This window comes from Cytobacillus sp. FSL K6-0265 (assembly GCF_038003465.1).
Classification (GTDB): domain Bacteria; phylum Bacillota; class Bacilli; order Bacillales; family Cytobacillaceae; genus Cytobacillus; species Cytobacillus stercorigallinarum.
Window position 1 is genome coordinate 1,614,273 of the sequence record NZ_JBBOPE010000001.1, and the last position, 23,621, is coordinate 1,637,893.

Below are 23,621 nucleotides of genomic sequence, written 5' to 3' on the forward strand. Positions count from 1 at the left end.
ATCTTTTTATTCAGCTGTTTTTAAATCTTCAATTGAATCGATATCCATATATTCAGGTACAACGATTCCTAATTTTGTTCCTTCTAAGTTAGTACCTAGATCTTCAAATTTACCTTCAAATTTATCATAATAATCAGCATGAGTTAAAGGCAACCATCCAGCAATATGGGCATCAAGGCTACCTTCAGCAACACCAGTCCACATTGGTCCTGCCTCAACTTGACTAAGAGTAACATCATAACCTAAATCAGTTAAAACTTTACTGATAACATTTGTACTTGCAATTTCAGTATCCCAAGCAACATAGCCTAAGCTAAGTTTATCACCATCAACTGATTCAACGCCTTCAGTCCATTCTGATACGAGATCTTGGTTATTCTCAACCCATTCAGCCGCTGCTTCTTCAGGCTTTTGTCCTTCCGAAATTTTCACCATAACATCATTCATGTGTTCTTCAGTCCAATTGAAAGCATCTAATACTTGATAAGCATTTGGCTTGTCTTCAGCTAGACCATTTCTCACGATTGTATGGATATTTTCCTCTTCTCCAAAAGTCCCTTTAGGGTCTTCTAAATATTTTAAATCAAATTCCGAGAACATCCAATGTGGGCTCCAGCCTGTAATAATAATTGGTTCTTCAGCATTATAAGCCTTTTTCAATGAGGCTGTCATTGCCGCACTTGAGCCTTCAACTAAAGTCCAATCACTTAATTCATATTCTTCAAGTGTTGTATTTGCCGCTTTCATAATGCCAGCACCAGGATCGATCCCGATGATTTCGTAATCAACCTGATCTCCTATAGTGGCATTTTCGTCTGTTTCATTTGATCCACATGCTGCTAATCCTAATGCGACAGCTGGAACCATTAAGTAAGAGAGCCATTTTTTCTTCATGTTATATTCCCCCTAGTTTTTTTTCTTTCCTATATTTTGAGTAAGCCTGTCAAGGATAATAGCCATAACCACAATCGCAAGACCTGCTTCAAAACCTGTACCAATTTGGATCTGCGTTACTGCACGATAAACATCCGCACCTAAACCTGGTGCACCTACCATTGATGCGATAACAACCATTGATAAAGAAAGCATAATACTTTGGTTAATACCTGCCATAATCGTCGGTGTTGCTAACGGTAGTTGTACTTTTAGTAATCGTTGTTTTACAGTTGATCCAAAAGCTTCAGTTGCTTCAATAATGTCGGTCGGGACTTGTTGAATCCCGAGAATGGTTAAACGGATCGTCGGTGGTACGGCAAAAATAACGGAGGCAACAACACCTGGTACAACCCCAATACTAAAGAAGAATATTGCCGGAATTAAATAAACAAATGCCGGCATTGTCTGCATAAAGTCTAGAATAGGTGTAACAATTTGTCGCACCGTTCTTTTTTGTGAAGCCCAAACACCTATTGGTAGTCCAATAATGACGGTAATAATAACAGATGTTAAGACAAGGGATAGGGTTTGTAACATACCTTCCCAATAGCCGAGATTTTGTATTAATAACAGTCCAATCAATGTAAAAAGTGCAATGCCCTTGCTAGCTAATTTCCACGCGAGTAATGCTAAAATGATGATTAAAATCAATGCTGGGATAGCCATTAATACTGTATTCATACCATTTACAATCGCCTCAAGTACAATGGTAATACCATCAAAAACAATTGCAAAAGTAACGGTAAGCCAATCAACAAAGGCATCTATCCAGCTAGCGACCGGAATTTTAGGAATAAAGCTTTCTTCCATGATTAGTACACCTCCTTATTAGATTGATCTTGAGTTGTACTTGTATCATGTTCAAAATCATTAATCGCTTCGTTATTGCCTGCGAGTGCTGCAATTACTGCACCTCGAACGAGAATACCGTTCAAGCGGCCATTTTCGTTTACAACAGCTACAGGAATCGAGGCAGTAGAGACAATATCAAAGAGATCTGTCAGAACGGTATCTTCCGTTACTGTTTGATAATTTGTATCTAATATCTCTTCGATGGTCTTTCTTGAATCAACTGCTTCTTTTGCTGCGGATGCATGGACAATACCACGAATATTTTTCTTTTTATCAACAGCATAAATGCTGGAAATGCCCAGTTTCTTCATTAATTGTAGGGCGACTCTTGGTCCTTTATCTATCTGCACGGTTTCAGCTCGCTTCATTACATGTTGAGCTGTAAGTACTTTTGATAAATCAACATCTTCTACGAATCTTTCAACATATTGATTAGATGGGTTCATCAGAATTTCTTCAGGTGTGCCAATTTGTACAATGACACCATCTTTCATCAATGCAATTCTATCTCCGATTCTTAGCGCTTCGTCTAAGTCATGTGTAATGAAAACAATCGTTTTTGCCATAGAGCTTTGTAAATCAAGGAGTTCATCCTGCATATCTTTTCGGATTAATGGATCAAGGGCGCTAAATGCTTCGTCCATTAATAAAATATCTGTATCATTTGCTAAAGCTCTTGCTAACCCAACACGTTGTTGCATACCACCACTTAGTTGATCAGGGTATTGATTCTCATAACCTTCAAGACCAACAAGTTTCAATGCATCAAGTGCTTTTTGTTTACGGTGATCCTTAGCCATTCCTTGAATTTCTAAACCATATTCTGTATTTTCTAGAATGGTACGATGGGGGAGTAGGGCAAACTTCTGAAAAACCATGCTTATTTTTTTTCTTCTTGTTTCTCTTAGTTCATCCTTGGACATTTTTGTAATGTTCTTTCCATCAATAAGTATGTCTCCAGTTGTTGGTTCGATGAGTCGGTTGAGGGTTCTTACTAATGTAGATTTACCACTACCAGAAAGTCCCATTATGACGAAGATTTCACTATCATAAACATCAAAATTGGCTTGGTTAACACCAATTGTTGCACCGGTCTGTTTAAGAATTTCATTTTTACTTTGACCCTCATTTAAGAGTTGAGTGGCCTTTTTAGTGTTTTTGCCAAATATTTTAGATACTTGACTCACGCTAATTTTTTTTGCTCTCTCATCCATTGTTTCACCTCGTTTAACTTGTATATGTTGTTTGTTTATACAGGATTTGGATCATAGTCGAATGAAATATGTTTTTTCTTACGCTATCATTAAGTACTATTTGTAGTTACCTACTTTATGAAATATATGGAATCTAACTGTCGTTTTATTAACTTTTTTGTAACCAAATCTACGAAATACGACAAATTCCATCATTCTTAATTATGAATCCTCGTTCTATTTTCCTGTGAATTACGACCTTCTTAATTGTAGGAGTTTAAAGAAATAAGAGCAAAGTTCATATATTAGCATATTCTATAATATAGTTCATACAGTAAAAACTGTACGAACTGTATACAGTGAATTCTTATAAATGCTCTGTAATGCTCGATATTTCAATTGTTATGCTCTCTTTACAAGGGGGAAAAAAATGATAAGCTAAAATTGTAAGTTTCTTGTCATGGCAGGTTTTAGTTAGCATTTAATGATCAATAATAATTATCAATGAAATTAAATGGGTGTGATGATGATAAAATGTATGAAGAAAGGTTAGACAAAGCAAGAGAAAGAGTAATTGAAACCATTTCTCAAAATATGAATTTATATGGGATAACGCCATCTGTAGGTAGGTTATATGGTTTATTATATTTTCAAGCAGAACCAATGACGTTAGACGAAATGAAAGAAGAACTAGGTATGAGTAAAACCAGTATGAGTACCTCTGTGAGAAACTTATTAGAATTAAAAATGGTAGAAAAAGTATGGAAAAAAGGGTCGAGAAAAGATCAATATCAAGCAGAAGAAGATTGGCATCAAACTTTTGTTGATCTTTTTACAACGAAATGGAGACCTAGCATTTCAATGAATATTTCAGCTATTGAGAAATCATTAAAGGAAATGAACCAATTATTAGAAGAGGGAAATGTCCCAGAAGAAGTACTAGCGGCAGCCCGTGAAGATGTAACAAAATTACACGACGCACTAAATTATTATGATTGGTTAGGAAGATTAGTGAATAGCTTTGAGTCTGGAGAGATATTTCAGTTAGTCCCAAAGGAACGAAAATCTTAATAACCGTTTTAAAGTCACAGCCATTGTTGTTGTGGCTTTTTTTATGAATGAATAGTGTAAAAGACAGAGAAGAGGGTGCAGCATCGAGTCAGAAGAAAAAAAGAAGTGAGTACTAAATCGAAGAAAAAGCGGATACATAATAATGCTAACGGTTTAAGAAATGTCGCTTAGTTGTCGTAAGAAGACGACAATCGCTATGTTTACCAAACGAACCAACTTGAAATGGTAAAGGTTCTTTTTTGGATATAACGGTCCAAGACTAGTGAGAAGGAAAAAATCATCTACTAAGGATAAGCCTAATAGTTATTTGCCCTAAAAATGTGCATTTGACTATCGCACATATTAGGTTAGTTGAATAGGATATATAGAATCAAGATAAAGGAGGTTATTCAAATGTCAGAAGGATTTGGATACGGTGGAGGCTTTGCACTCCTAGTTGTTTTATTTATTTTGTTAGTGATTATTGGAGCTTCTTGGGGATACGGTGGCTTCTGCTAATCACCTAAAGGTTTTGGAATAAAAGGGTAAATATAAAAAATAGGAGGAGATCTTTTTATGTATGGTTACGGTGGTGGCTGCGGTTATGGCGGTTACGGATACGGTGGCGGATGTGGCGGTTTCGGTGGCGGTTTTGCACTGATCGTTGTATTATTCATCCTTTTAATCATCGTTGGAGCGGCTTGTTTTAGATAATTGCTAAGTGATAAAAAATCGAGGGGATGCCAATTAAGGCATCTCCCTCTTTTTTATTCAATCGCAAATTTATTAATCTATTGGTGCATTAATATAAAGTTTTCCTTCAGCGATTTCAGTCGTTTTATTGCCAAAGGTATCTTTAACAGTGACTTCAATCTCTGCACCAGGAGCTACTACATTAGAAGTAGCAGTATAATAACCAACATAATGACCTGGAGATGTTTCCATAATTGGTAGGTCATTTACGTTTGTGGTTTGTGCACGTAAGTTTGTTAAAGGCATTTTTAATGCAAATGTTGCTTTTAAGCCTGGCTCGCTGTCAAATTCAATTTTCACTGTTTGACCAGCTGCTAATTCTCTATCTTCACCAGGTTGAAGATTTTCAATATCAAGGCTTGAGTATTTGGCTTCAATTGTTACAGTTTCAGTCGAAGAGTTACCCGCTTCGTCAGTAGCAACAACTGTAATTTCGTTTGTACCTTCATCTAATAAAATACGTTTTGAGAATGTACCATCAGATACATTTGCATTTTGGCCATTTACTGTAACAGTATCTAAGTGGTCATCAGAAACCGTTCCTTCTACAGTCACCGCTTCTTTATTTGTTTTCGAACCATCTTCAGGACTAGTAATAGCAAGTGATGGAGCTTCTTGATCTAATGTAATTGTCACTGGCTCTGAAGGATCCGTTTCACCAACTTCGCTTACACCTGTAGCAGTTAAGACATTTTCACCTTCATTTAATTCAACATCTAAGCTGAATTCACCCTCTGCACTAGCAGTTGTTGTTCCAGCTTCTTCATCACCATTGTACACTTTAACATCCACATTTGGTTGTGTTGAACCTTCCACAGTTACTGTTTCTTCATTAGTATAACTTCCATCAGTTGGGGAAGTAATGGTTGGTGATGTTAATTCATAGTTAACTACCGCACGAATCATATAGTTTCCTTCCGCAGCAGGTGAAGCTGACCAAGCGCCACCAACTAATTGGAAGCTTCGTCCAGCGTTATCTCCATTTTCATCTGTTCCTAATCCAGGAGCATTAGGGTTAGGGTCTGTTTGAATATAAACCATGAAGAAATCACCATCTACTGTTACACCTTCAGTGGCAAGATCGACATGTGTCCATTCACCATTTCTTAATGCTGTTGCATCAATAGGTCCAGCTAGTTTTTCACCAGGTGTACCATTTTCTGTTGCATCATAAATCGCAACTTGGAAATCTGTTCCACCAGGTGTTGGAAAAGATGTATCCCAGAATCGGAATAAACCGCCAGTAACCATTGCAGATTCTTGACCTTCTTCTAGACTCATACGAACGGCCCAGCCATTGCCAGCATCATAGAATGCACGTGCGTTTTCAGCTGTACCATCATCATAACCGATTTCGCCTTCAAAACCGATGAATGGTTTTAGTTCGATATTTACTTCTACATTTTCTTCATCAAGTGTGACAGTCACATCTTTACTTGAATACGAGTTGGCCATTACACGTAGAGTGTACTCACCTTCATAAGCCGTAATTGAGTAGTTACCATTTTCATCTGATGTAACCGGTGTTACTTTTGCATCTTCAACAAGAAGGATAGTAGCTCCAGTAACTGGTTCGCCAGTTCTTTCATTTGTTACTGTACCATTAATTGTTCCTTGCGGTAGTTCATCTAAGACGAAGTTTGCAACTGCTTCTCCATCTGCTTCAAGATTTACTGTTTGCTGTTCAGAAACAAAACCATAGGTTTCTGCTAAAAGGGTATATTCACCAGCAGCGTGAACCAATTGGTAAGAACCATCAGCCGGGTTCGTATTTACAGATCTACCTGATTCAATTACACTCACTTTTGCACCAAGTGGTAAAGACATTGGAGTTGCTTTTTTATCCGACCCTTTTTCAACTGTAGCTTTTTCAGTGTTAGGTTGGATCTTATCAGCATTTACTGGTTTCGCATCTTTTTTTGCTTCAGCTTTCGCATCTTTCTTTTCTAAAGCAACTTTTCCAGTTTTTGTTGTTTCAAGTGGTGTGTCTGTTAATGCAACATCATCAATGTACCAACCAGGTCTTGTTACAGAACCATCAGTTGTTAAGTTAAAGCCGATATAAATCCGTTGACCTGCATATTCGCTTAAGTCAACCTCACCATCAATCCAATCATTTGAAAGATTAGAATATCTAGCGAGTTGAGTCCAATTTTCTTGGTCAGTTGAGACGAAAACATGACCATAATCATAATTGTTTTCAATGTTATACCATTGTTTAAATTGTAAATAGCTACTTCCTTCTGGTAAATCGATAGGAGGCATAACAAGTGTCATGTTAGCGTTACTTGCATATTGACTATCTAAGCCAGTTGCAAATACTTTTTCTCCAGAGAAAGCACTTTCAGGACCTGTAGTCGGTACACCCCACTCCCAGTTATTCGCTGCACCAAAAGAAGTCCAGCCAGCTGGAGTGGATTCAAAGTCTGTTGAATAGCCAACTGTAATACCAGGTAATACAGATACTTCGTACATATCACTTTCAACAGTGTTTCCACCAAAGTCAGTCACAATGAACTTATAGGAGACAGAAGGTTCATCAATGTCATCACCTGGAATCACTGCACTATACGTGCCAGATTTGTAATCTCCACTGTCACGTGTAGCAGTAACAGTTTTTGTGCTTCCATCTGCAGCAGTATATTCAACTGCTACATTTGTTACACTTACATTATCAGCAGCCGAAACCTCTAATGATAAATCCATACCAGCATAAGTTTCGTCAATTGCTTCATGTTCAAATGTTGGTGCTTCTTCATCTTCGCCATCTTTAGCAACAGTACCCTTAATTGTCCCCAGTCCATCTAAGATTGAGTTTACAGCATCGTATGCATTTACTAAGCCATGCCCGAAGCCATTGTTAGGTACTTCTGTATATGTTCCATTTGTTAAAGGTATAGCAGTAGAAGAAATAATCTCTTCCAGATCTTCAACGGTTAAACTTGCATTCACTTGTCGTAGAAGTGCTGCAACAGCTGCTACGTGTGGACCTGCCATGGAAGTACCGTTCCAGCCACCTTCATATCCACTGCCAGGTACGGATGAGCGAATATTTACACCAGGAGCTGAAATATCTGGTTTAATAATTCCTCCATAAGGAGAAGGACCTAATAATGAAAAGCTTCCTAGGTTATCATTGATGTCCGTTGCTCCAGTTGTGTACGCTTCTGGTAAGTTACCAGGGTTCGCAACTGAACCAGGACCACCTGGATTAAATAAAGTTGTATTTCCTGCAGAGAATTCAGGGAAGATTTCAGCAGCACGCCATGCTTGAACTACTTCTCTATACCAATCATCGATTCCAGGACCGCCGCCCCAAGAATTGTTAACAACATCTGGCGCCATTGCTGGGTTTGGATTCCCTTCAGCATCTGTAGGGGCTAAAATCCACTCACCAGCTGCAATTAATTGAACATCAGAACCACTACCGGCAGAATTTAATGCTTTAGCAGCAATCCATTCTGCGCCAGGTGCAACACCAATTTGGTTGCCACCGTCTGGCTCAGAACCAACCATAGTACCAGTTACATGTGTACCGTGACCTTGGTCATCATAAGCTTCTTCATTGCCATTAACAGCATCAAAGAAATTGTACTCATGATCAGGAGAATCTGGATTAGCAGCATCATACCCACGATATTTCTCTTTTAATGCTGGGTGATTCCATTGCACACCTGTATCAATGGAAGCAACAACTGTACCTGAACCATCGATTCCCATTTCCCAAACAGCAGGTGCTCCGATATGATCAATATTCCATTCAATATTATTGATCTTACCAGCTTCTTCCGCTTTTGCTTGTTCTTCTACCGTTGGTGTATGTAGCTTTCTTGTTTCATTTGGTAGAATTTTTTCCACTTCAGGGAAAGTGGCGATTTGCTCCATTACCTCTTTAGTTGCTGTCAAAGCAACCGCATTTACGATAAAGAAAGATTGAACTTCCTTAGCGTCCCCTTTCTTTTCTTGTTTTTCAAGATAAGAAAGTACATTTTCTTGTGATTCAATTGCCACTGTTCTCATATCTGAAACAATTGCTGAACGTTTCATATATTTTGTTTGTGCAGCAGACTGTTTTTGAGCCTTTGCAGTTTTTTCCGCTTTTTGTGCTGATTTTTGAGGATCAGCTTTTTCCTTAAATTTAACTAAAAATGTTACTTTTTCTTCTTCTTTAAATTCTTTCTTCAACGTTTTGCTAATTTTGTTTTCCGCTACTTCGCTACCTGACTTTGCAACAGAGGTATTTACGCCTTTATTACTAGCAGAGCTGATGCTAGGAAACATCATTGGCACGATTAAGAAAGCGATCATAGCCATACTTAGTAGACGAAACCAACCATTTTTTCTTTTCCGCTTCAAGTAATTCCCCTCCTAAAAATGTTTTCATTAATATTTGATGCTCCTTGTTATTCACCTCCTCGTATGTTGAAGGAGCGGTTACTTTTAAAAGAAAAGTATCCCTCCTTATGATTAACACTCTAGCTAACGAAGGGTTTCAAAGTTGTCGGAAAATGTCGAATTTATTTGTTCGTTTTTTAAAATGAGTTAATCGTAATAGCGAACAAAACGATAATTAGTACATTTGAATCCAATCGCATGAGAAATTTTGCCGATTCTTTGCTCGTTTTACTCAAAAAGCACAAGTAATTGGGTGAATTTTTAGAAAATTAAGTAAAAGGTAATTATGTTGGAAAATCTTACAATTTTTCATAAAACTTTTGAAGGTGGTCATAAGTTTAGGGTCAATAGTAAGAGAAGAGTAGATTGATATCTGGTTTATGATTGAAAAGAACTAAATATGAGCAGACAGGCGAGTGAAAAAAGTGTATACAAGGTTTGTTTCACTTAAAAGGAACTAAATAAGAAGCGACTAGGAAAATTAGTACGGAGGATATGGAAAGTTTTTTGTATTAGGAAAATAGTTTCATTTAAAACTGAAAGCAATCTTGTCTAATTTTCTAGAAAAAACTTGTCGCTTTTTTTAGAGAAGAAAAAGAAGGAGATTTTATGTTTCATTTGAATTGTAATATAAGGAAACACAAAGAAAGGATGAAAAGGGGTTGGAATCACACGGCCAATCATTTATTGATATCTATCGTATTTATCATCATCAAATCTTTAGATTCATTTATTCAATGATTGAGCAACAAGAAACAGCGGAAGATTTAATGCAAGAAACATTTATTAAAGCTTTTTTGTCAAAGAACCAAGTGGAGCATCAAGACAAAATTCATAGTTGGTTATTTAGTATTGCTAAAAATACGACGATAGATTTTATTAGAAAACAACAGAAGTTTCAATATGAGATATGTTTAAATAAAGATTGGAAAAAAATTAATGCTATTCCGGAAGATCAATTTATTCAAGGGGAGGGAGTCACAGCGTTATATCAGGCAATGAATCATTTGAAAACGAATTACCGAAGAGTGCTTGTTTTAAGAAAGATAAAAGAATTTACGATTAAAGAAACAGCAGAAATTTTAGGTTGGAGTGAGGAAAAGGTAAGAATTACAACGACGAGGGCGATTAAATCGTTAAAGAAAATTTGGAAAAACACATATGGGGATCATTACCATCTATTATGATAGATGGCTTATTTTTTGTCATCATATTTAATGTAAAAGCGTTACACTCCAACAATCGTCTGATTCTTTTCTTGAAGGATAGAAATTGCGAACTCAAGGTGATATCTTCATGGCTTGATGGTTAATTCTCTTTAACCGTCGTTGGTTTGTTTCATAACACATAAATCGTATCTGATAACAAGATAGCTTCTTCAATTTTTATTAAAGAGTCAATCACTGACTATTCAACAGCACATTGAACCCACCATTTGAGCATCTTCACTGGAATTTCCGCAACCTTGCTAATAGAACACGGCGAAAAGAAACCATATGAACCATCTTTTCATTCTCCTATTCATTCGTTTTGAAGGAAAAAAAACGCCTAAAGGATTCACTATGGGCGCATATCAAAAACAGATAAAATGTTTTAAATATGTTCCTACACTGATATGAAACAGATCAGGTTCAAAGGGTCATTCTAAAACGGATGAATCTCAACCAGCATTTACTGCTACCCCCACATATTGGTTTATTGTCATTTTTATTTCCACCATTATTACAGCAGATGTTTGTTATCATGCTAGTTTAAATAAAAATGGGAGAAATCTCCTGCTTAACCATGGAAAACATTGCGTTTGAAGTAGGGTTTCTATCATGTTAGTCTTAATTTTGTTATTTTGAGTTCATTGTATATATGAATGGAGGAAAAGATGTTGAAACTGATTGCAGTTATTTTTGCAGCAAGTACATTGTTTTTAGTCCATTTCATCCAATTTGCTGATTTACGCGTTTTTGCTGAGACATTAGATGTCTATGATATATATGAGGTTAAAGAGGGCGAAACGATTTCTTCCATTGCTGACCAATTAGAAGTGTCTGAGGAAGAATTAACAATGATGAATCATCTAGAAGATCAACCGATTCAAAAAGGTGATAAGCTTATCATTCCTAAAGTAAAGGATAAAATAAAGAAAGAAAAGAAGCCTGACATTTCGTTAACATCTGAGGAGAAAGATCTTTTAGCAAGACTTATCCATGCAGAAGCGAAGGGCGAACCGTTTGAAGGAAAGGTAGCTGTAGCGGAAGTTGTGATCAATCGAGTGCAGGATGATCGTTTTCCTGATACCATTCGAGGTGTGATTTATGAAAATAAGCAATTTCAACCTGTTGATAATGGTTCGATTAACAAGCCTGCAGATGAAGAAGCAAAAAAAGCAGTAAAACAAGCAATGAAAAACCATGCATTGCCAGATGAAACGGTCTTTTTCCACAACCCAACAATTGTACCGCAATCTTGGTTGAATACGAGAGAAGTTGTTACAGAAATCGGTAATCACCGTTTTTCGATGTAAAGCAAACCCTTCTATCTTATTGAACGAAGATGAACTAAGAATAAAAGAGTCTAAAGTGACAGCAGTCACTTTAGGCTCTTTTTGTAGTGTTAAAAAAGGGTTACTATAAGGAATTTGCTTGCCTTTATGTAGTGTTCAATTATAATGGGAATTGAAATATAAATAATATCTTACGTTATGTCTTACATAAAGGAGTGATACTATGTTATCAAATATAGGTATACCAGGTCTTATTCTTATACTGGTACTGGCACTCATTATTTTTGGCCCGAAGAAGTTACCGGAAATTGGACGAGCAGTGGGAGAAACGTTGAAGGAGTTTAAAAACTCTGCTAAAGGATTAGCTAATGATGATGACGATCATAATGAAAAGAAGAAAAACAATTTAGAGAAATAAATTTCAACTAGAAGTTGGCTGACATCTATCCTATGTCAGCTTTTTTGTGCGTAATAAAACTTGCATTCATAGTGGGTGACAATAGGTTGATATATGTAATATAAAAGGCGCAAACCTATTGGTTATCTTTTTAAAGAAAATGCCATATATTGAATAGCATTGCAAAGTTTCATATACAAGGATAAAATTGAGGGTACGCAGTAGCGACTAAATAAGAATTTATACATGTTAGTGAGGAATTATATTATGAGTACATTTAAAGACGAAGTATTATCGCGTCGAACATTTGCAATTATTTCCCACCCTGATGCTGGGAAAACAACCTTAACAGAAAAGCTGCTTTTATTCGGAGGGGCTATTCGTGATGCAGGGACTGTAAAAGGGAAAAAGACAGGGAAGTATGCAACAAGTGACTGGATGGAAATAGAAAAACAACGTGGTATTTCGGTTACTTCTAGTGTCATGCAGTTTGAGTATAATAAAGCTAAAATTAATATCTTAGATACTCCAGGACACCAAGATTTCAGTGAAGATACTTATCGTACATTAACAGCAGTTGATAGTGCAGTTATGATTATTGATTCAGCAAAGGGAATTGAGGATCAGACCTTAAAACTTTTCAAAGTTTGCCGTATGAGAGGTATCCCTATTTTTACATTTATTAATAAATTGGACCGACAAGGTAAGATGCCATTAGAACTGTTAGCTGAATTAGAAGAAGTGATGGGCATTGAATCATATCCGATGAATTGGCCTATAGGAATGGGGAAAGAGTTTTTAGGTATTTATGATCGTTTTAATAATCGCATTGAACAATTTCGTGTTGATGAAGAGGATCGTTTCCTTGAATTGAATGATGAAGGCGAAATTAACGGAGATCATTCTTTAAAACAATCAGGACTTTATGAACAAACGCTCGAAGAAATCATGTTATTGAATGAAGCAGGAAATGAATTTTCTCGTGATCGCATTGCTTCGGGTGACCTAACACCTGTGTTCTTTGGCAGTGCCTTGACTAATTTTGGTGTGCAAACGTTTTTGGAATCTTATTTACAGTTTGCACCTACTCCTCAACCTCGAGAATCGACTATCGGAGAAATCAATCCTTTAACAGAAGATTTCTCAGGGTTTATCTTTAAAATTCAAGCGAATATGAATCCTGCACATAGGGATAGAATCGCTTTTCTAAGAATTTGTTCAGGGAAATTTGAACGAGGAATGAGTGTGAATATTCCTCGCCTAGGTAAACAAGTCAAATTAGCACAATCAACACAATTTATGGCAGATGACCGTAGCACTGTTAACGAAGCTGTTAGTGGCGATATCATTGGTATTTATGATCCAGGAACATATCAGATTGGTGACACATTAACAAGTGATAAAAATGGTTTCCAGTTTGAAAGACTCCCTCAGTTCACCCCGGAATTGTTCGTTCGAGTCACAGCAAAAAACGTGATGAAGCAAAAGCATTTTCATAAAGGGATTCAACAGTTAGTGCAAGAGGGGGCTATTCAGCTCTTTAAAACAGTAAAAACAGATGAGTACTTGCTTGGAGCGGTTGGACAATTACAATTTGAAGTATTTGAACATCGAATGAAAAATGAATATAACACCGAAGTATTAATGGAAAGGTTAGGCTCTAAAATTGCAAGATGGGTTGAAGGTGAGGAACATTATGATAACCTTTCTAGCTCTCGCAGTTTACTTGTTAAGGATCGGTATGAACATCAAGTGTTTCTATTTGAAAATGAATTTGCCCTTAGATGGTTCCAAGATAAAAATCCAGATGTACCATTATATAATCCGATGGATCAGCAGCAACAATAATTATCATTACAGGCACGCACAATTTTTTGTGCGTGTTTTTAATTTATTCCAAAATTTTAGGCAAACAACTGTCATGCTCAAAAAAAATATTGCTTTTCAAAAAGAAAGAATTTGAGCCACAGTTGTTATCCATACAAGTACAAGTGAAGGTCAAATTATTTATATGAAAATAATGATTGACAGTAAATGAAATACAGATTATAGTATAAATACGTTACAAAAATACTTTAGTGCATAAAAGCGTTCAAGCAAAATAGTATTATTAGATTTTATATAAATTAACCGGTAGTGTCAGTAGGTGACTTATGAACAGCCAAAGAGACTGAATGGGTGGTGAAAATTCAGGTCATAAGTTTTCCGAATTACAGCTACCTATAAAGGTTAAAAATAGATGAAGTGGACAAGTGAGGTTGACTTGTCAATTAGGGTGGTACCGCGGAGCTCATTCGTCCCTAAGTAAGGGAGTAATGAGCTCTTTTTGACGCTTTTAGAAATATTGGAGGTTAGTATTATGCAACAAGAACCAGTCATCAAAGTAAAGACATGGGAAGCGTTATTTATAACCATCATTCTCCTTAGTGGCATAAGTTATTGCATGATTGCCATTGAGGCACCACCACATATCCCTATTATACTTTCGATGATTTTTTTAATTGTCTATGGACTAGTTAAAGGAGTCGAGTTTAAACAAATAGAGCAAGGTATAATGGATGGAACAAAATCTGGGTTAGGTGCTGCATTCCTATTCTTTTTTATAGGTATGTTAATAAGTAGCTGGATGGCTAGTGGCACAATCCCAACATTTATTTATTATTCTTTAGAAATAGTTGGACCGAATTATTTTTATGCGATTTGTTTCGTTGTTACCTCAATTATTGGTATGAGTATTGGTAGCTCATTAACTACAGCGGCAACGATTGGTGTAGCTTTTATGGGATTGAGTGCAGCATTGGATTTAAATCCAGCCATTACAGCAGGTGCTATTATCTCAGGAGCTTTTTTTGGAGATAAAATGTCTCCACTGTCAGATACAACTAATTTGGCATCCATGACTGTTGGTGTGGACTTATTTGATCATATTAAAACAATGAGTATGACAACGATTCCGGTATTTATCTTATCCTTTATTATTTTCTTCTTAATCTCACCAAAGGGGATGGAAGAAGCAAGCTTAGAAAGAATAAATGACATGCAAACTGGTTTATTGCAGTTAGGTTTGGTGCAGTGGTATTCAATCATTCCTTTTCTTGTCTTAATTGTACTAGCGATAAAGAAAATACCTGCTTTAATCACATTAGCATCGTCAATTGTTACAGCAATTATTGTTTCCTTCTTTGTGCAAAATGAAATGAATATAGCAAAGTTGATTACTATATTATTTAGTGGTTTTACTTCAAATAGTGGGATTGAGGATATCGACTCATTATTAACTAGAGGTGGAATGGAAAGTATGTTTTTCTCTATTTCACTTGTCCTCTTGGCTTTAGCAATGGGTGGGTTATTTATTAAACTAGGGATATTAGCGGCACTTATACGAGGTATTACTGATTACTTATCTAATCGTGGACTATTAATTTCAGCAACTGCTTCCACTGCAGTGGGTATTAACTTTATTGTTGGTGAGCAGTATTTATCAATTCTATTAACAGGTAACGCTTATAAAGATTCTTTTAGTAAAGCGAACTTGCATCCTCGATATTTATCCAGGGTTTTAGAAGACGCTGGAACAGTGGTTAATCCACTTGTACCGTGGAGTGTTTGCGGAATTTTTCTAACGACAGTGCTAGACGTTAGTACTTTAACCTACTTGCCATTTGCCTTATTTTGCTTAATAAGTCCTTTAATGACTATTTTATATGGTTGGACAGGTTGGACAATGAAGAAGCAGTAATACATTGGAGTCATTTTTTCTTTCAGATTGGTAACTGAAGAGGAGAATGACTTTTTTTGTGCAGTCATCAAATCCTATCTAACCCACTTTATGGTTATGAATGAAATGATTGTAAATTATCGGTAATATTTCATCATATTTTAATTTTTGATAACATTTTTCTATTTATATTGCACAAGTATGAAAGTTGCACAACTTTTGTCATTATATTGTAGTGAATGTGGTTTAAAAATATTCTTTACCCCTATAATTTTCTAATTTTACCCGTATATTTGTATTGATAGACTAATAAAGATTGAAGCTAGTCTTCATGCACGATTCATCTGAATTTCCTGTGTTATAATTTGGGTGAATAAAGAGGTGAGTGCATGATTAAATCACTGTTTAGAGGCTTGAAGACTCAAAATAAAACCATTGAAGAAGAAGTTTATGCGATTCAAAATGGTGATCGATATTTAAGAGATGTGTTTATAGATAAATTTAAACCTTTTATAGCTAAGTCTGTTTCTTTAGTCTGCAGGAGGTTTATATATGATTCCGATGATGAATTTAGTGTAGGTCTAATCGCTTTTAATGATGCCATTAATAATTATAATCGAGCAAAAGGAACGAGTTTCGTTTCTTTTGCAGAGGTTGTTATTAAACGAAGAGTGATCGATTTTATTAGACAGCAATCGAAACATCAAACCCTTAGTATAGATGCAAACCATCAGTATGAGGATGGTTCAAATGAACAAGCAAGTGCGTTAATAGAATCAGAAATATCGATAAGAGGCTACTTAGAAATACAAGATCAACAGGCAAGGAAAGAGGAAATAATAAAGTTCACAAATGAGTTATTATATTTTGGTATTAGTTTTAAAGAGATTGTTAAATACTCGCCAAAACATGCGGATGCAAGAAAGACAGCAATTGAAATTGCTCATTTGATTGCCAATGATGTGATGTTGAAAGACATGCTGTACTCGACCAAAAAATTACCAATCAAGCATATGGAATCAAGAATAAAAGTAAGTAGAAAAACAATTGAAAGAAATCGTAAATACATTATCGCAATGACATTGGTTTTATGTAATGACTATGTCTATTTAAAGGATTATTTGAAAGGGGTGTTAGAAACGTGAAAAGAGGAGTGATTGTTGCCATTGATGAACGTTTCTTAACACTTTTAACAAATGAAGGAGAATTTTATTTAAGCCATAAATTTGAAGCAATATATGAAATAGGCCAAGAGATTGAGTTTGAGCCAGTGAAGAAAAATCCGAGGGTAAAATATGTTAAAAAACCGAAATATGTAAAAATGATTATGCTTGCTGCTGTTTTTGTTCTTTCCTTTTTAGGTATGTCTTTTTGGCCTAATCAATCTGAACAAATGATCTCTGCTTATATGACCATTGATATTAATCCAAGTATTGAATTAGCAGTAAATGAACAATTCGAAGTTGTACAATTAAAGGGTTATAATGCAGATGGAAAAAAAATCGTTGAAGAGATATCAGGTTGGGAAAATAAGCAGTTTGATATCATATTTTCAGATATTCTCGCGATCATTAAGAGTCAAGGTTATATGAAAAAAGGAAAAGAATTAACGTTCGCGACAGTTATCATGTCAGATCAATATTTTGAAGAGAGCTTAAGGAAACATACTGACTTTGTTACAAAAAAAGTGAATGAAGAAGAAGTAAGTTTGAATTTGATTGAAGGATCTAAAACAGAACGACAGTTAGCGCAAGAAAAAGGACTTACTCTAGGTGCGTACAAAGAGTCGAATGAAAGCACCGAATATGATAATGCCCCAAAATCGGATATAGATGAGTCTGAAGAACAGAAAATGTCCGAAGTTACTAAAGAAGAAAGTGATGAACAAGAAGATAAAAAAGAAATGGAAAAGCACACGTCCATAGAAGAAAAGGAAATAAAGCAAGCATCTGATGATAAAGAGGCTACTAATGCAAGTAAAGTGGCAAATGAATCGAAAATAATAAATCATGAAGAAGAAGAGATTGAAGAAAAAGTGTATCGTAAAAGATATACTGATGAAGAACATAAAGGCCCACCGTCTAAAAAGAACAAAGATATGGATGATCTTAACTTAAAAGAAAAACATCAAAATAAACATGATAAAAAAGACTATCATAAAAAAGATGATGATAAGAAGAATGACAACGACAAAGATAATAATCGAGGTCGTGATGACGATGAATGGCATGACAGGCATCATCCAGGAAAGCGCAATGATGAAGTGAGAGATGAAAATAATGAGAGAAAAAAATATAATGACGAATCACCATAATTACAAGATTTATGGGTATAATAAAAAGTCCGAGTTGATCCTCGGACTTTTGCCATGTTATTTTTGTTTTCCAGAAAGTTCTGCTTGAGCTTGTTGAACTAATCTTTTGGTGATTTCTCCTCCGACTGAACCGTTAGATCTGGAAACAGTATCCGAACCCAACTGTACACCAAATTCTTGAGCGATTTCATATTTAACTTGATCTAAATATTGTTCAATTCCCGGTACTAAAAGTTTATTACTATTCTTTGGCATGATCTCACATCTCCTAACGATAATTTTACAGTAAATGATATCACTGTATTTGTATTATGATGAATTGTGTTCATTTCATGAGTGGTAAATTAGCTGTTTGTATCCTTGTTTTGGCAAAGAAAAAATAATTAGCTTTCAAAACAGAGGGAGATTATATTATTATAGAGTTTAATTGAGTTTAGTTGAGGTGAAAAACGTTTGTTAAAAGATCTTAAAGACTGGATAAATAGGCGTTCGCCAGCACAAATAATTACGGCCTACTATTTCTTATCGATTACTATTTCTGTAGGACTTCTCTATTTGCCAGGTGTTAATCAAAAAGGTGTAGAAGTTAGCTTTATAGATACTGTATTTACTGCTGTGACAGCTGTTAGCGTAACGGGATTAACCGTTGTTGATTTATCACAAACCTATAGTGTTTTTGGCTATTTTGTGATTATGATTATCATGCAATTCGGTGGAATTGGTATTATGGCATTAGGTACATTCTTTTGGATGTTATTAGGTAAGAAAATTGGCTTGAAGAGTAGAAAACTAATCATGGTTGATCACAATCAGTATGCGCTATCTGGACTTGTACAACTAGTGAAAGAAATAATTAAATTAATGATTCTTATCGAAGTAATAGGAATGCTTATCCTCGGCTTTCATTTTTTAAAGTATTATCCTTCGTGGGAGGAAGCTTTTCTCCACGGATTATTTGCTTCTGTAAGTGCGACAACAAATGGCGGTCTAGATATAACAGGTTCATCAATGATTCCATATGCACATGATTATTTTGTGCAATTTATTACAATCGTACTAATCTCTTTAGGGGCAATTGGTTTTCCTGTTTTAATTGAAGTAAAAGCTTTTCTATTAAAACGTAAATGGGAAAACTCGCTACCGTATCGTTTTTCTTTATTTACTAAAGTAACAACTGTTACATACGCTTTTTTACTCGTTTTTGGAACAATTATTATTTTAGTAATGGAGTTTCAGCATTTTTTTAAAGGACTTTCATGGCATGAAAGTTTCTTTTACGCACTATTTCAGTCAGCAACGACAAGAAGTGGTGGGTTAGCAACAATGGATGTTAGTGAATTTACATTGCCAACCCTATTGATTATGAGTATTATGATGTTTATTGGTGCTTCACCAAGCTCTGTTGGGGGAGGCATACGGACAACCACTTTTGCGTTAAATATTTTATTTATCTGGAATTTTGCCAAAGGAAATAAACATGTGAAAATCTTCCGCAGAGAAGTTCACCAAGATGATATATTGAAATCATTGGTTATTACAATTTTAGCCACTCTTTTATGCTTTATAGCGGTTGTATTGATTAGCATAACAAATACGCATTTATCGCTAATTTCAATAATATTCGAAGTATGCTCTGCTTTTGGAACGACTGGCCTTTCGATGGGGATAACAGCTGATTTAAGTCATACTGGAAAAATTGTCATAATGATTCTGATGTTTGTCGGTAGAATAGGCTTAACTTCATTTTTATATATTATAGGTGGTAAAGAAGAAAAGCCACATTATCATTATCCAAAAGAGAGAATTATCATTGGATAATTAGATGGATACGAAAACCAAGCTTGATAAAAAGCTTGGTTTTCTAATCTGCTTTATACCCTACATCTTTTGTTGGATGAGAGAAGGGAGCATCAGGTACTTCTTTTTCTTCTATAAGTGCGCGATTCTCAGGCGTATTAAAACCAATATCGTTTGTTGGATGAACCCATCTATCTCCAGCCATCACTGCTGGATCTACTTCATCACTCCAATTCTCAAGAGGAGACTGTTCAGATGTATAATAACTATCGCCAATTGTTACACCAAATTCGTTTACAAAAGGTGGCTGCAGCTCTTTATGACTTTTTCGAAAGTCAGGTGAAGAAATTTGATGTGGTAAGCTTTCCAATTTGCTTCGCTCTTGCTTGTTTTTTCTTTTCACTTAGCATCACTCCTCTTTTTATCTTTCTCTTCTGTTGAGTCGTTTATTATATTGAACATGAAGAAATAAAAGGTAAGCATAATGAAACGAAATTAGGTGGAAAATATGTTTGTTCTTACGAATTACGAAGGAGGAGGCAGGATAATGAAGAGAAAAGCTAGCCATCGTGCTGTTGAAAAATATAGTAAGACCCCAAAAGCAAATCAGGAAGATGTTGAATTTTCAACTGAATTTACTAGTGGTGAAGATGTAAATAAAGGTGCGAATCGCAATTCAAAACAAGGAAGAAAAGGGAGAAGCTAAATGAAACAGTTGAAAAGTGAGCGGAAACAGAAACAGCCTCCACAGGTTAATGTAGAGTTTGGGATGGAGTTTGGCGATATGAACGCTTCAAAGATATATGATGTTACAAGTAAGAAAGGCAAGTTAAATAAGAGATAGATAAAAGTACAAGCCAGAAAAGTTTTACTCTTTTCTGGCTTGTATTAATCCTCTATGATGCAAACACAGCTGCCTGTTCTTTGGCATAATATACAACCATAACAGATTCATTCATCTCAATGAAACCGGTCTGGATATATTTCTCAAGATTAAAGGGAAGCTTCTCAACAATGGAATGTTTATATAGTTCTTTTTCATTTAGATGTAGTAAAGCAAAGTCTTTGCTGACTGAACTTGGATCTTTCAGGAACTGTTGATAAAGCAAAGATCGTTCTTTTTTATCAATAGAGGATGGCCACCAAGGCTTTCTTGGCTTATATTTTTGATTAGAAAGGTAATCATATTTCATTAATCCTTCAATGACTGCTAAATTTTTTACCTTTGTATCCTCTAGGAAAGCAAATAATCGATGGAATAAATCCTCTAATTGGTGGCCAATTCGTGACCATCCCATCCCTTCCCAATAACTTCCGAACTCTTGGAAAAAATCAAAAGGAGTAGGGAAAATGTTTGTAACTAAGTATTCAATCGTATGATCCATCCGATGGTCATTCCAATATTTCTCTATCACATCTTCTACTTGTTTGATGCGGATAATATCTTGGAATGATAAGACATTGTTCCCAAGGATTTCATAAGGTGATTGATCCATATAAATATATTGATGATTAGCTGCACTTTGTCGTAACCCTGTTCCCCTCAACATTTTTAAAAATCCTAGTTGTAATTCTTCTGGACGCAGGGCAAATACATCATTGAAGGTTTTCTTGAATGATGCATAATCCTCTTCAGGCAAACCAGCAATTAAATCAAGATGTTGATCAATTTTGCCACCTTCTTTTACCATTGTCACTGTTCGGGTCAACTTCTGAAAGTTTTGTTTTCGCTTTACCAATTCGTTTGTATAATCATTGGTTGATTGTACGCCAATTTCAAACCGGAATAAACCGGCAGGTGCGTGATCGTTTAGAAATTGAATGACTTCTGGCCTCATAATATCAGCTGTGATTTCGAATTGAAAAACAACACCAGGCATATGTTCATCAATAAGAAATTGAAACATTTCTAATGCGTAGCTGCGACTAATATTGAATGTACGATCAACAAATTTAATCGTTTTCGCACCGTTTCGCATTAAATAACGAATATCTTCTTTCACCTTTTCACGATCAAAATATCGTACACCAACTTCAATGGAAGAAAGACAGAATTGACAACTGAAAGGGCAGCCTCTACTCGTTTCTATATATGTAACCCTTTTACCAAGCTCCCTCTTATCTTCTTCAAAGCGAAAAGGAGAGGGAAGTTCGCGAAGGTTAAGTTTGTTATTTTGTGGATTAACATGCAATTTACCATCTTCAAGATAAGCAATACCGTTTACTTTACGCCAATCCTTTTCTCCATCTATTTGTTGAAGTAGCTGTTTAAAAGTTTCTTCTCCTTCACCTACAGCGATAAAATCAATTTCTGAAACATTCTCTAACCATTCAGGGACATCATATGTCACTTCTGGTCCACCGAGTATGATTATTACATTAGCATTTATTTTTTTGATCATACGAATGACTTTAATGGTTTCTTCAATATTCCATATATAACAGCTGAAACCTATGACATCTGGTTGCTTATTAATTAAATCAGTAACTATATTCATAACTGGGTCTTTAATTGTATATTCAGCAAGTTCGACGTTGAAATCAGGTTCAGCAAATGCTTTTAAGTACCGTATGGCAAGGTTAGTATGAATATATTTAGCGTTAAGTGTTGACGCAATGACTTTCATTTTCTTCTCCTTTTATAACGCTTTCAGAGAAGCAGTGGAAGCATTAAATGTCCAACAGCTCCTTTATTTTTAACTAGCGTTTCATTTGACAGTTTTCTTGGGCAATACATTCTATTTTATCATAATCTTTATTAAAATCCTAAAGTCAAAAATTAATAAGTTTTAACACTGACTTCATATTGTCTTTAAATTGGTAAGTTATGATTAATCTATCAAAGGAGGAGTGATAAAATGTTAATCGCAGCGATTATACAGTGGCACCGCTTTTGGTTTGTTGGCATAAATTATTTTTTAGATGGTGATATTCCTGAATGGTTATTTCACCAACTATTTTCGAAGTCCATGCATCATCAAGAAAAGCTCATCTATTTCTTGAAGAAACAGAAGGTCACTTCACGCACAAGGAGAGCATCATTACATGGGTAGGATTGTTATAGTTAATATAAAAAAATGGCTATAGACATATACGAATAAAAGTATATTATCTATAGCCATTTTTTTATTCTTTACTATTGTTTTCCTCTTCTTCAATAATCCCATCATTTCCTTTATCAATACCAGTAGCCTGATTGACCATCATGGAGAAAAGGTTTAAACCTTGATCCATTGGGTCCATTTCATATTGTTTCTGGCCAATTTTTTTTGACTTTTCAATATCGCTCATTAAAAGGCACCTCCATGTTAGTTAGGTTGCACTAGTTAATTTGGCACCATTCATAAATGAAAAAATTAATTATTTTTGGTTAAGGTAATGTTGTAAACACGTGGCACAAGTGATGGAATCTTCCCTAATAAACTTTATCCGTTTTAAATCTGAACGATTAACGATCGTAAAATGGTGATAAGTAATACCACATTCCGTTTTTCTTTGATTTTTAACAATATGAATTAAATGATCTTGTTTACTTACAACTGTTGGAAACGTCATAAACGATTAACTCCTTTTTATACCTGGTACTAATACGTGATAATGTAATCATAATCTATTTCGTGTTTTTTGTGAAATGATAAAATATGGATATTTAAAAAGAATAAGCGACATGAAATATAGTGAAAAGAGGATTCTTTCAAAGGGTGAATTTGTTTGATTAA

General features: G+C 35.4%; 21 protein-coding genes and 2 pseudogenes. 14 read left to right on the top strand and 9 right to left on the bottom strand.

All coding sequences use genetic code 11. The features are described from left to right. Positions 1-6: 6 nt before the first annotated feature. The 3 genes and pseudogenes from MHH73_RS08355 to MHH73_RS08365 all read right to left on the bottom strand — a co-directional run bounded on the left by MHH73_RS08355 (position 7) and on the right by MHH73_RS08365 (position 3,002). Positions 7-894, bottom strand: coding sequence for a glycine betaine ABC transporter substrate-binding protein (locus MHH73_RS08355; RefSeq protein WP_341066107.1), 888 nt, complete (start codon positions 892-894; stop codon positions 7-9). Next, positions 891-1,746: pseudogene (locus MHH73_RS08360) on the bottom strand (ABC transporter permease). Before MHH73_RS08360 ends, MHH73_RS08355 begins: the two are co-directional and overlap by 4 nt. Positions 1,747-1,748: 2 nt before the next feature. Next, positions 1,749-3,002: a quaternary amine ABC transporter ATP-binding protein gene (locus MHH73_RS08365; RefSeq protein ID WP_191815014.1), complete on the bottom strand. Its 1,254-nt coding sequence runs from the start codon at positions 3,000-3,002 to the stop codon at positions 1,749-1,751. Positions 3,003-3,515: 513 nt separating this feature from the next. Here MHH73_RS08365 and cudC point away from each other — a divergent pair. From cudC to MHH73_RS08380, 3 genes and pseudogenes are all read left to right on the top strand, one after another. Further along, the gene (gene cudC / locus MHH73_RS08370; protein ID WP_341066109.1) at positions 3,516-4,052 is read left to right on the top strand and encodes a choline uptake/conversion transcriptional regulator CudC; all 537 of its coding nucleotides are present in this window, start codon (positions 3,516-3,518) and stop codon (positions 4,050-4,052) included. A gap of 393 nt (positions 4,053-4,445) precedes the next feature. Next, entirely contained in the window at positions 4,446-4,550 is a 105-nt protein-coding gene (locus MHH73_RS08375; RefSeq protein WP_191815018.1) for a YjcZ family sporulation protein, read from the top strand. A 114-nt stretch (positions 4,551-4,664) separates the two neighbouring features. After that, positions 4,665-4,745, top strand: a pseudogene (locus MHH73_RS08380) (YjcZ family sporulation protein); the annotation flags it as partial. A 72-nt stretch (positions 4,746-4,817) separates the two neighbouring features. On the opposite strand, the gene MHH73_RS08385 reads toward MHH73_RS08380, so the two are convergent. Next, positions 4,818-9,140, bottom strand: a complete 4,323-nt coding sequence (locus tag MHH73_RS08385) for a S8 family serine peptidase (protein WP_341066110.1) — start codon at positions 9,138-9,140, stop codon at positions 4,818-4,820. Positions 9,141-9,841: 701 nt separating this feature from the next. Between MHH73_RS08385 and MHH73_RS08390 the strand changes: the two genes are divergently transcribed. The 7 genes from MHH73_RS08390 to MHH73_RS08420 all read left to right on the top strand — a co-directional run bounded on the left by MHH73_RS08390 (position 9,842) and on the right by MHH73_RS08420 (position 18,105). Continuing rightward, complete coding sequence (locus MHH73_RS08390) at positions 9,842-10,366, top strand: RNA polymerase sigma factor (RefSeq protein WP_191815022.1); 525 nt, start codon at positions 9,842-9,844, stop codon at positions 10,364-10,366. Positions 10,367-11,055: 689 nt separating this feature from the next. After that, positions 11,056-11,697, top strand: a complete 642-nt coding sequence (locus tag MHH73_RS08395; protein WP_191815024.1) for a cell wall hydrolase — start codon at positions 11,056-11,058, stop codon at positions 11,695-11,697. A 202-nt stretch (positions 11,698-11,899) separates the two neighbouring features. Next, complete coding sequence (locus MHH73_RS08400; RefSeq protein WP_191815026.1) at positions 11,900-12,094, top strand: twin-arginine translocase TatA/TatE family subunit; 195 nt, start codon at positions 11,900-11,902, stop codon at positions 12,092-12,094. A 246-nt stretch (positions 12,095-12,340) separates the two neighbouring features. Beyond that, the gene (locus MHH73_RS08405; protein WP_225230479.1) at positions 12,341-13,921 is read left to right on the top strand and encodes a peptide chain release factor 3; all 1,581 of its coding nucleotides are present in this window, start codon (positions 12,341-12,343) and stop codon (positions 13,919-13,921) included. Positions 13,922-14,432: 511 nt separating this feature from the next. After that, positions 14,433-15,812 carry a Na+/H+ antiporter NhaC gene (gene nhaC, locus MHH73_RS08410; RefSeq protein WP_191812626.1) on the top strand — a complete coding sequence of 460 codons (1,380 nt, stop codon included), beginning with the start codon at positions 14,433-14,435 and terminating at the stop codon, positions 15,810-15,812. A gap of 368 nt (positions 15,813-16,180) precedes the next feature. Then, positions 16,181-16,936: an RNA polymerase sigma-I factor gene (gene sigI, locus MHH73_RS08415; RefSeq protein WP_191812624.1), complete on the top strand. Its 756-nt coding sequence runs from the start codon at positions 16,181-16,183 to the stop codon at positions 16,934-16,936. After that, entirely contained in the window at positions 16,933-18,105 is a 1,173-nt protein-coding gene (locus MHH73_RS08420; protein WP_341066114.1) for an anti-sigma factor domain-containing protein, read from the top strand. The genes sigI and MHH73_RS08420 overlap by 4 nt, the downstream gene beginning before the upstream one ends. Before the next feature lie 57 nt (positions 18,106-18,162). Here the strand turns inward: MHH73_RS08420 and MHH73_RS08425 are convergent, their stop codons facing one another. Further along, a complete protein-coding gene (locus MHH73_RS08425) occupies positions 18,163-18,360 on the bottom strand; it encodes an alpha/beta-type small acid-soluble spore protein (protein ID WP_095369732.1) in 198 nt (65 codons plus the stop codon). A gap of 198 nt (positions 18,361-18,558) precedes the next feature. On the opposite strand from MHH73_RS08425, the gene MHH73_RS08430 reads away from it, so the two are divergent. Further along, positions 18,559-19,923: a TrkH family potassium uptake protein gene (locus MHH73_RS08430; RefSeq protein WP_341066115.1), complete on the top strand. Its 1,365-nt coding sequence runs from the start codon at positions 18,559-18,561 to the stop codon at positions 19,921-19,923. A 43-nt stretch (positions 19,924-19,966) separates the two neighbouring features. Here the strand turns inward: MHH73_RS08430 and MHH73_RS08435 are convergent, their stop codons facing one another. After that, positions 19,967-20,305 (bottom strand): DUF3905 domain-containing protein, encoded by a 339-nt coding sequence (locus MHH73_RS08435; RefSeq protein ID WP_191812618.1) that lies wholly within the window; start codon positions 20,303-20,305, stop codon positions 19,967-19,969. A gap of 144 nt (positions 20,306-20,449) precedes the next feature. Between MHH73_RS08435 and MHH73_RS08440 the strand changes: the two genes are divergently transcribed. After that, on the top strand, positions 20,450-20,608 hold the full coding sequence (locus tag MHH73_RS08440; protein WP_191812708.1) for a hypothetical protein: 159 nt from the start codon (positions 20,450-20,452) through the stop codon (positions 20,606-20,608). Beyond that, the gene (locus MHH73_RS08445; RefSeq protein WP_191812616.1) at positions 20,609-20,746 is read left to right on the top strand and encodes a hypothetical protein; all 138 of its coding nucleotides are present in this window, start codon (positions 20,609-20,611) and stop codon (positions 20,744-20,746) included. A 52-nt stretch (positions 20,747-20,798) separates the two neighbouring features. Here MHH73_RS08445 and MHH73_RS08450 read toward each other — a convergent pair whose 3' ends face one another. Further along, entirely contained in the window at positions 20,799-22,529 is a 1,731-nt protein-coding gene (locus MHH73_RS08450) for a B12-binding domain-containing radical SAM protein (RefSeq protein ID WP_341066118.1), read from the bottom strand. Between the two features lie 231 nt (positions 22,530-22,760). Here MHH73_RS08450 and MHH73_RS08455 point away from each other — a divergent pair, with 231 nt between their 5' ends. Then, entirely contained in the window at positions 22,761-22,955 is a 195-nt protein-coding gene (locus tag MHH73_RS08455; protein ID WP_191812612.1) for a hypothetical protein, read from the top strand. A 73-nt stretch (positions 22,956-23,028) separates the two neighbouring features. Here MHH73_RS08455 and MHH73_RS08460 read toward each other — a convergent pair whose 3' ends face one another. Both MHH73_RS08460 and MHH73_RS08465 read right to left on the bottom strand, forming a co-directional pair. Continuing rightward, entirely contained in the window at positions 23,029-23,193 is a 165-nt protein-coding gene (locus tag MHH73_RS08460) for a hypothetical protein (protein ID WP_191812611.1), read from the bottom strand. Positions 23,194-23,262: 69 nt separating this feature from the next. Further along, positions 23,263-23,457 carry a hypothetical protein gene (locus MHH73_RS08465; protein ID WP_191812609.1) on the bottom strand — a complete coding sequence of 65 codons (195 nt, stop codon included), beginning with the start codon at positions 23,455-23,457 and terminating at the stop codon, positions 23,263-23,265. Positions 23,458-23,621: the final 164 nt, after the last annotated feature.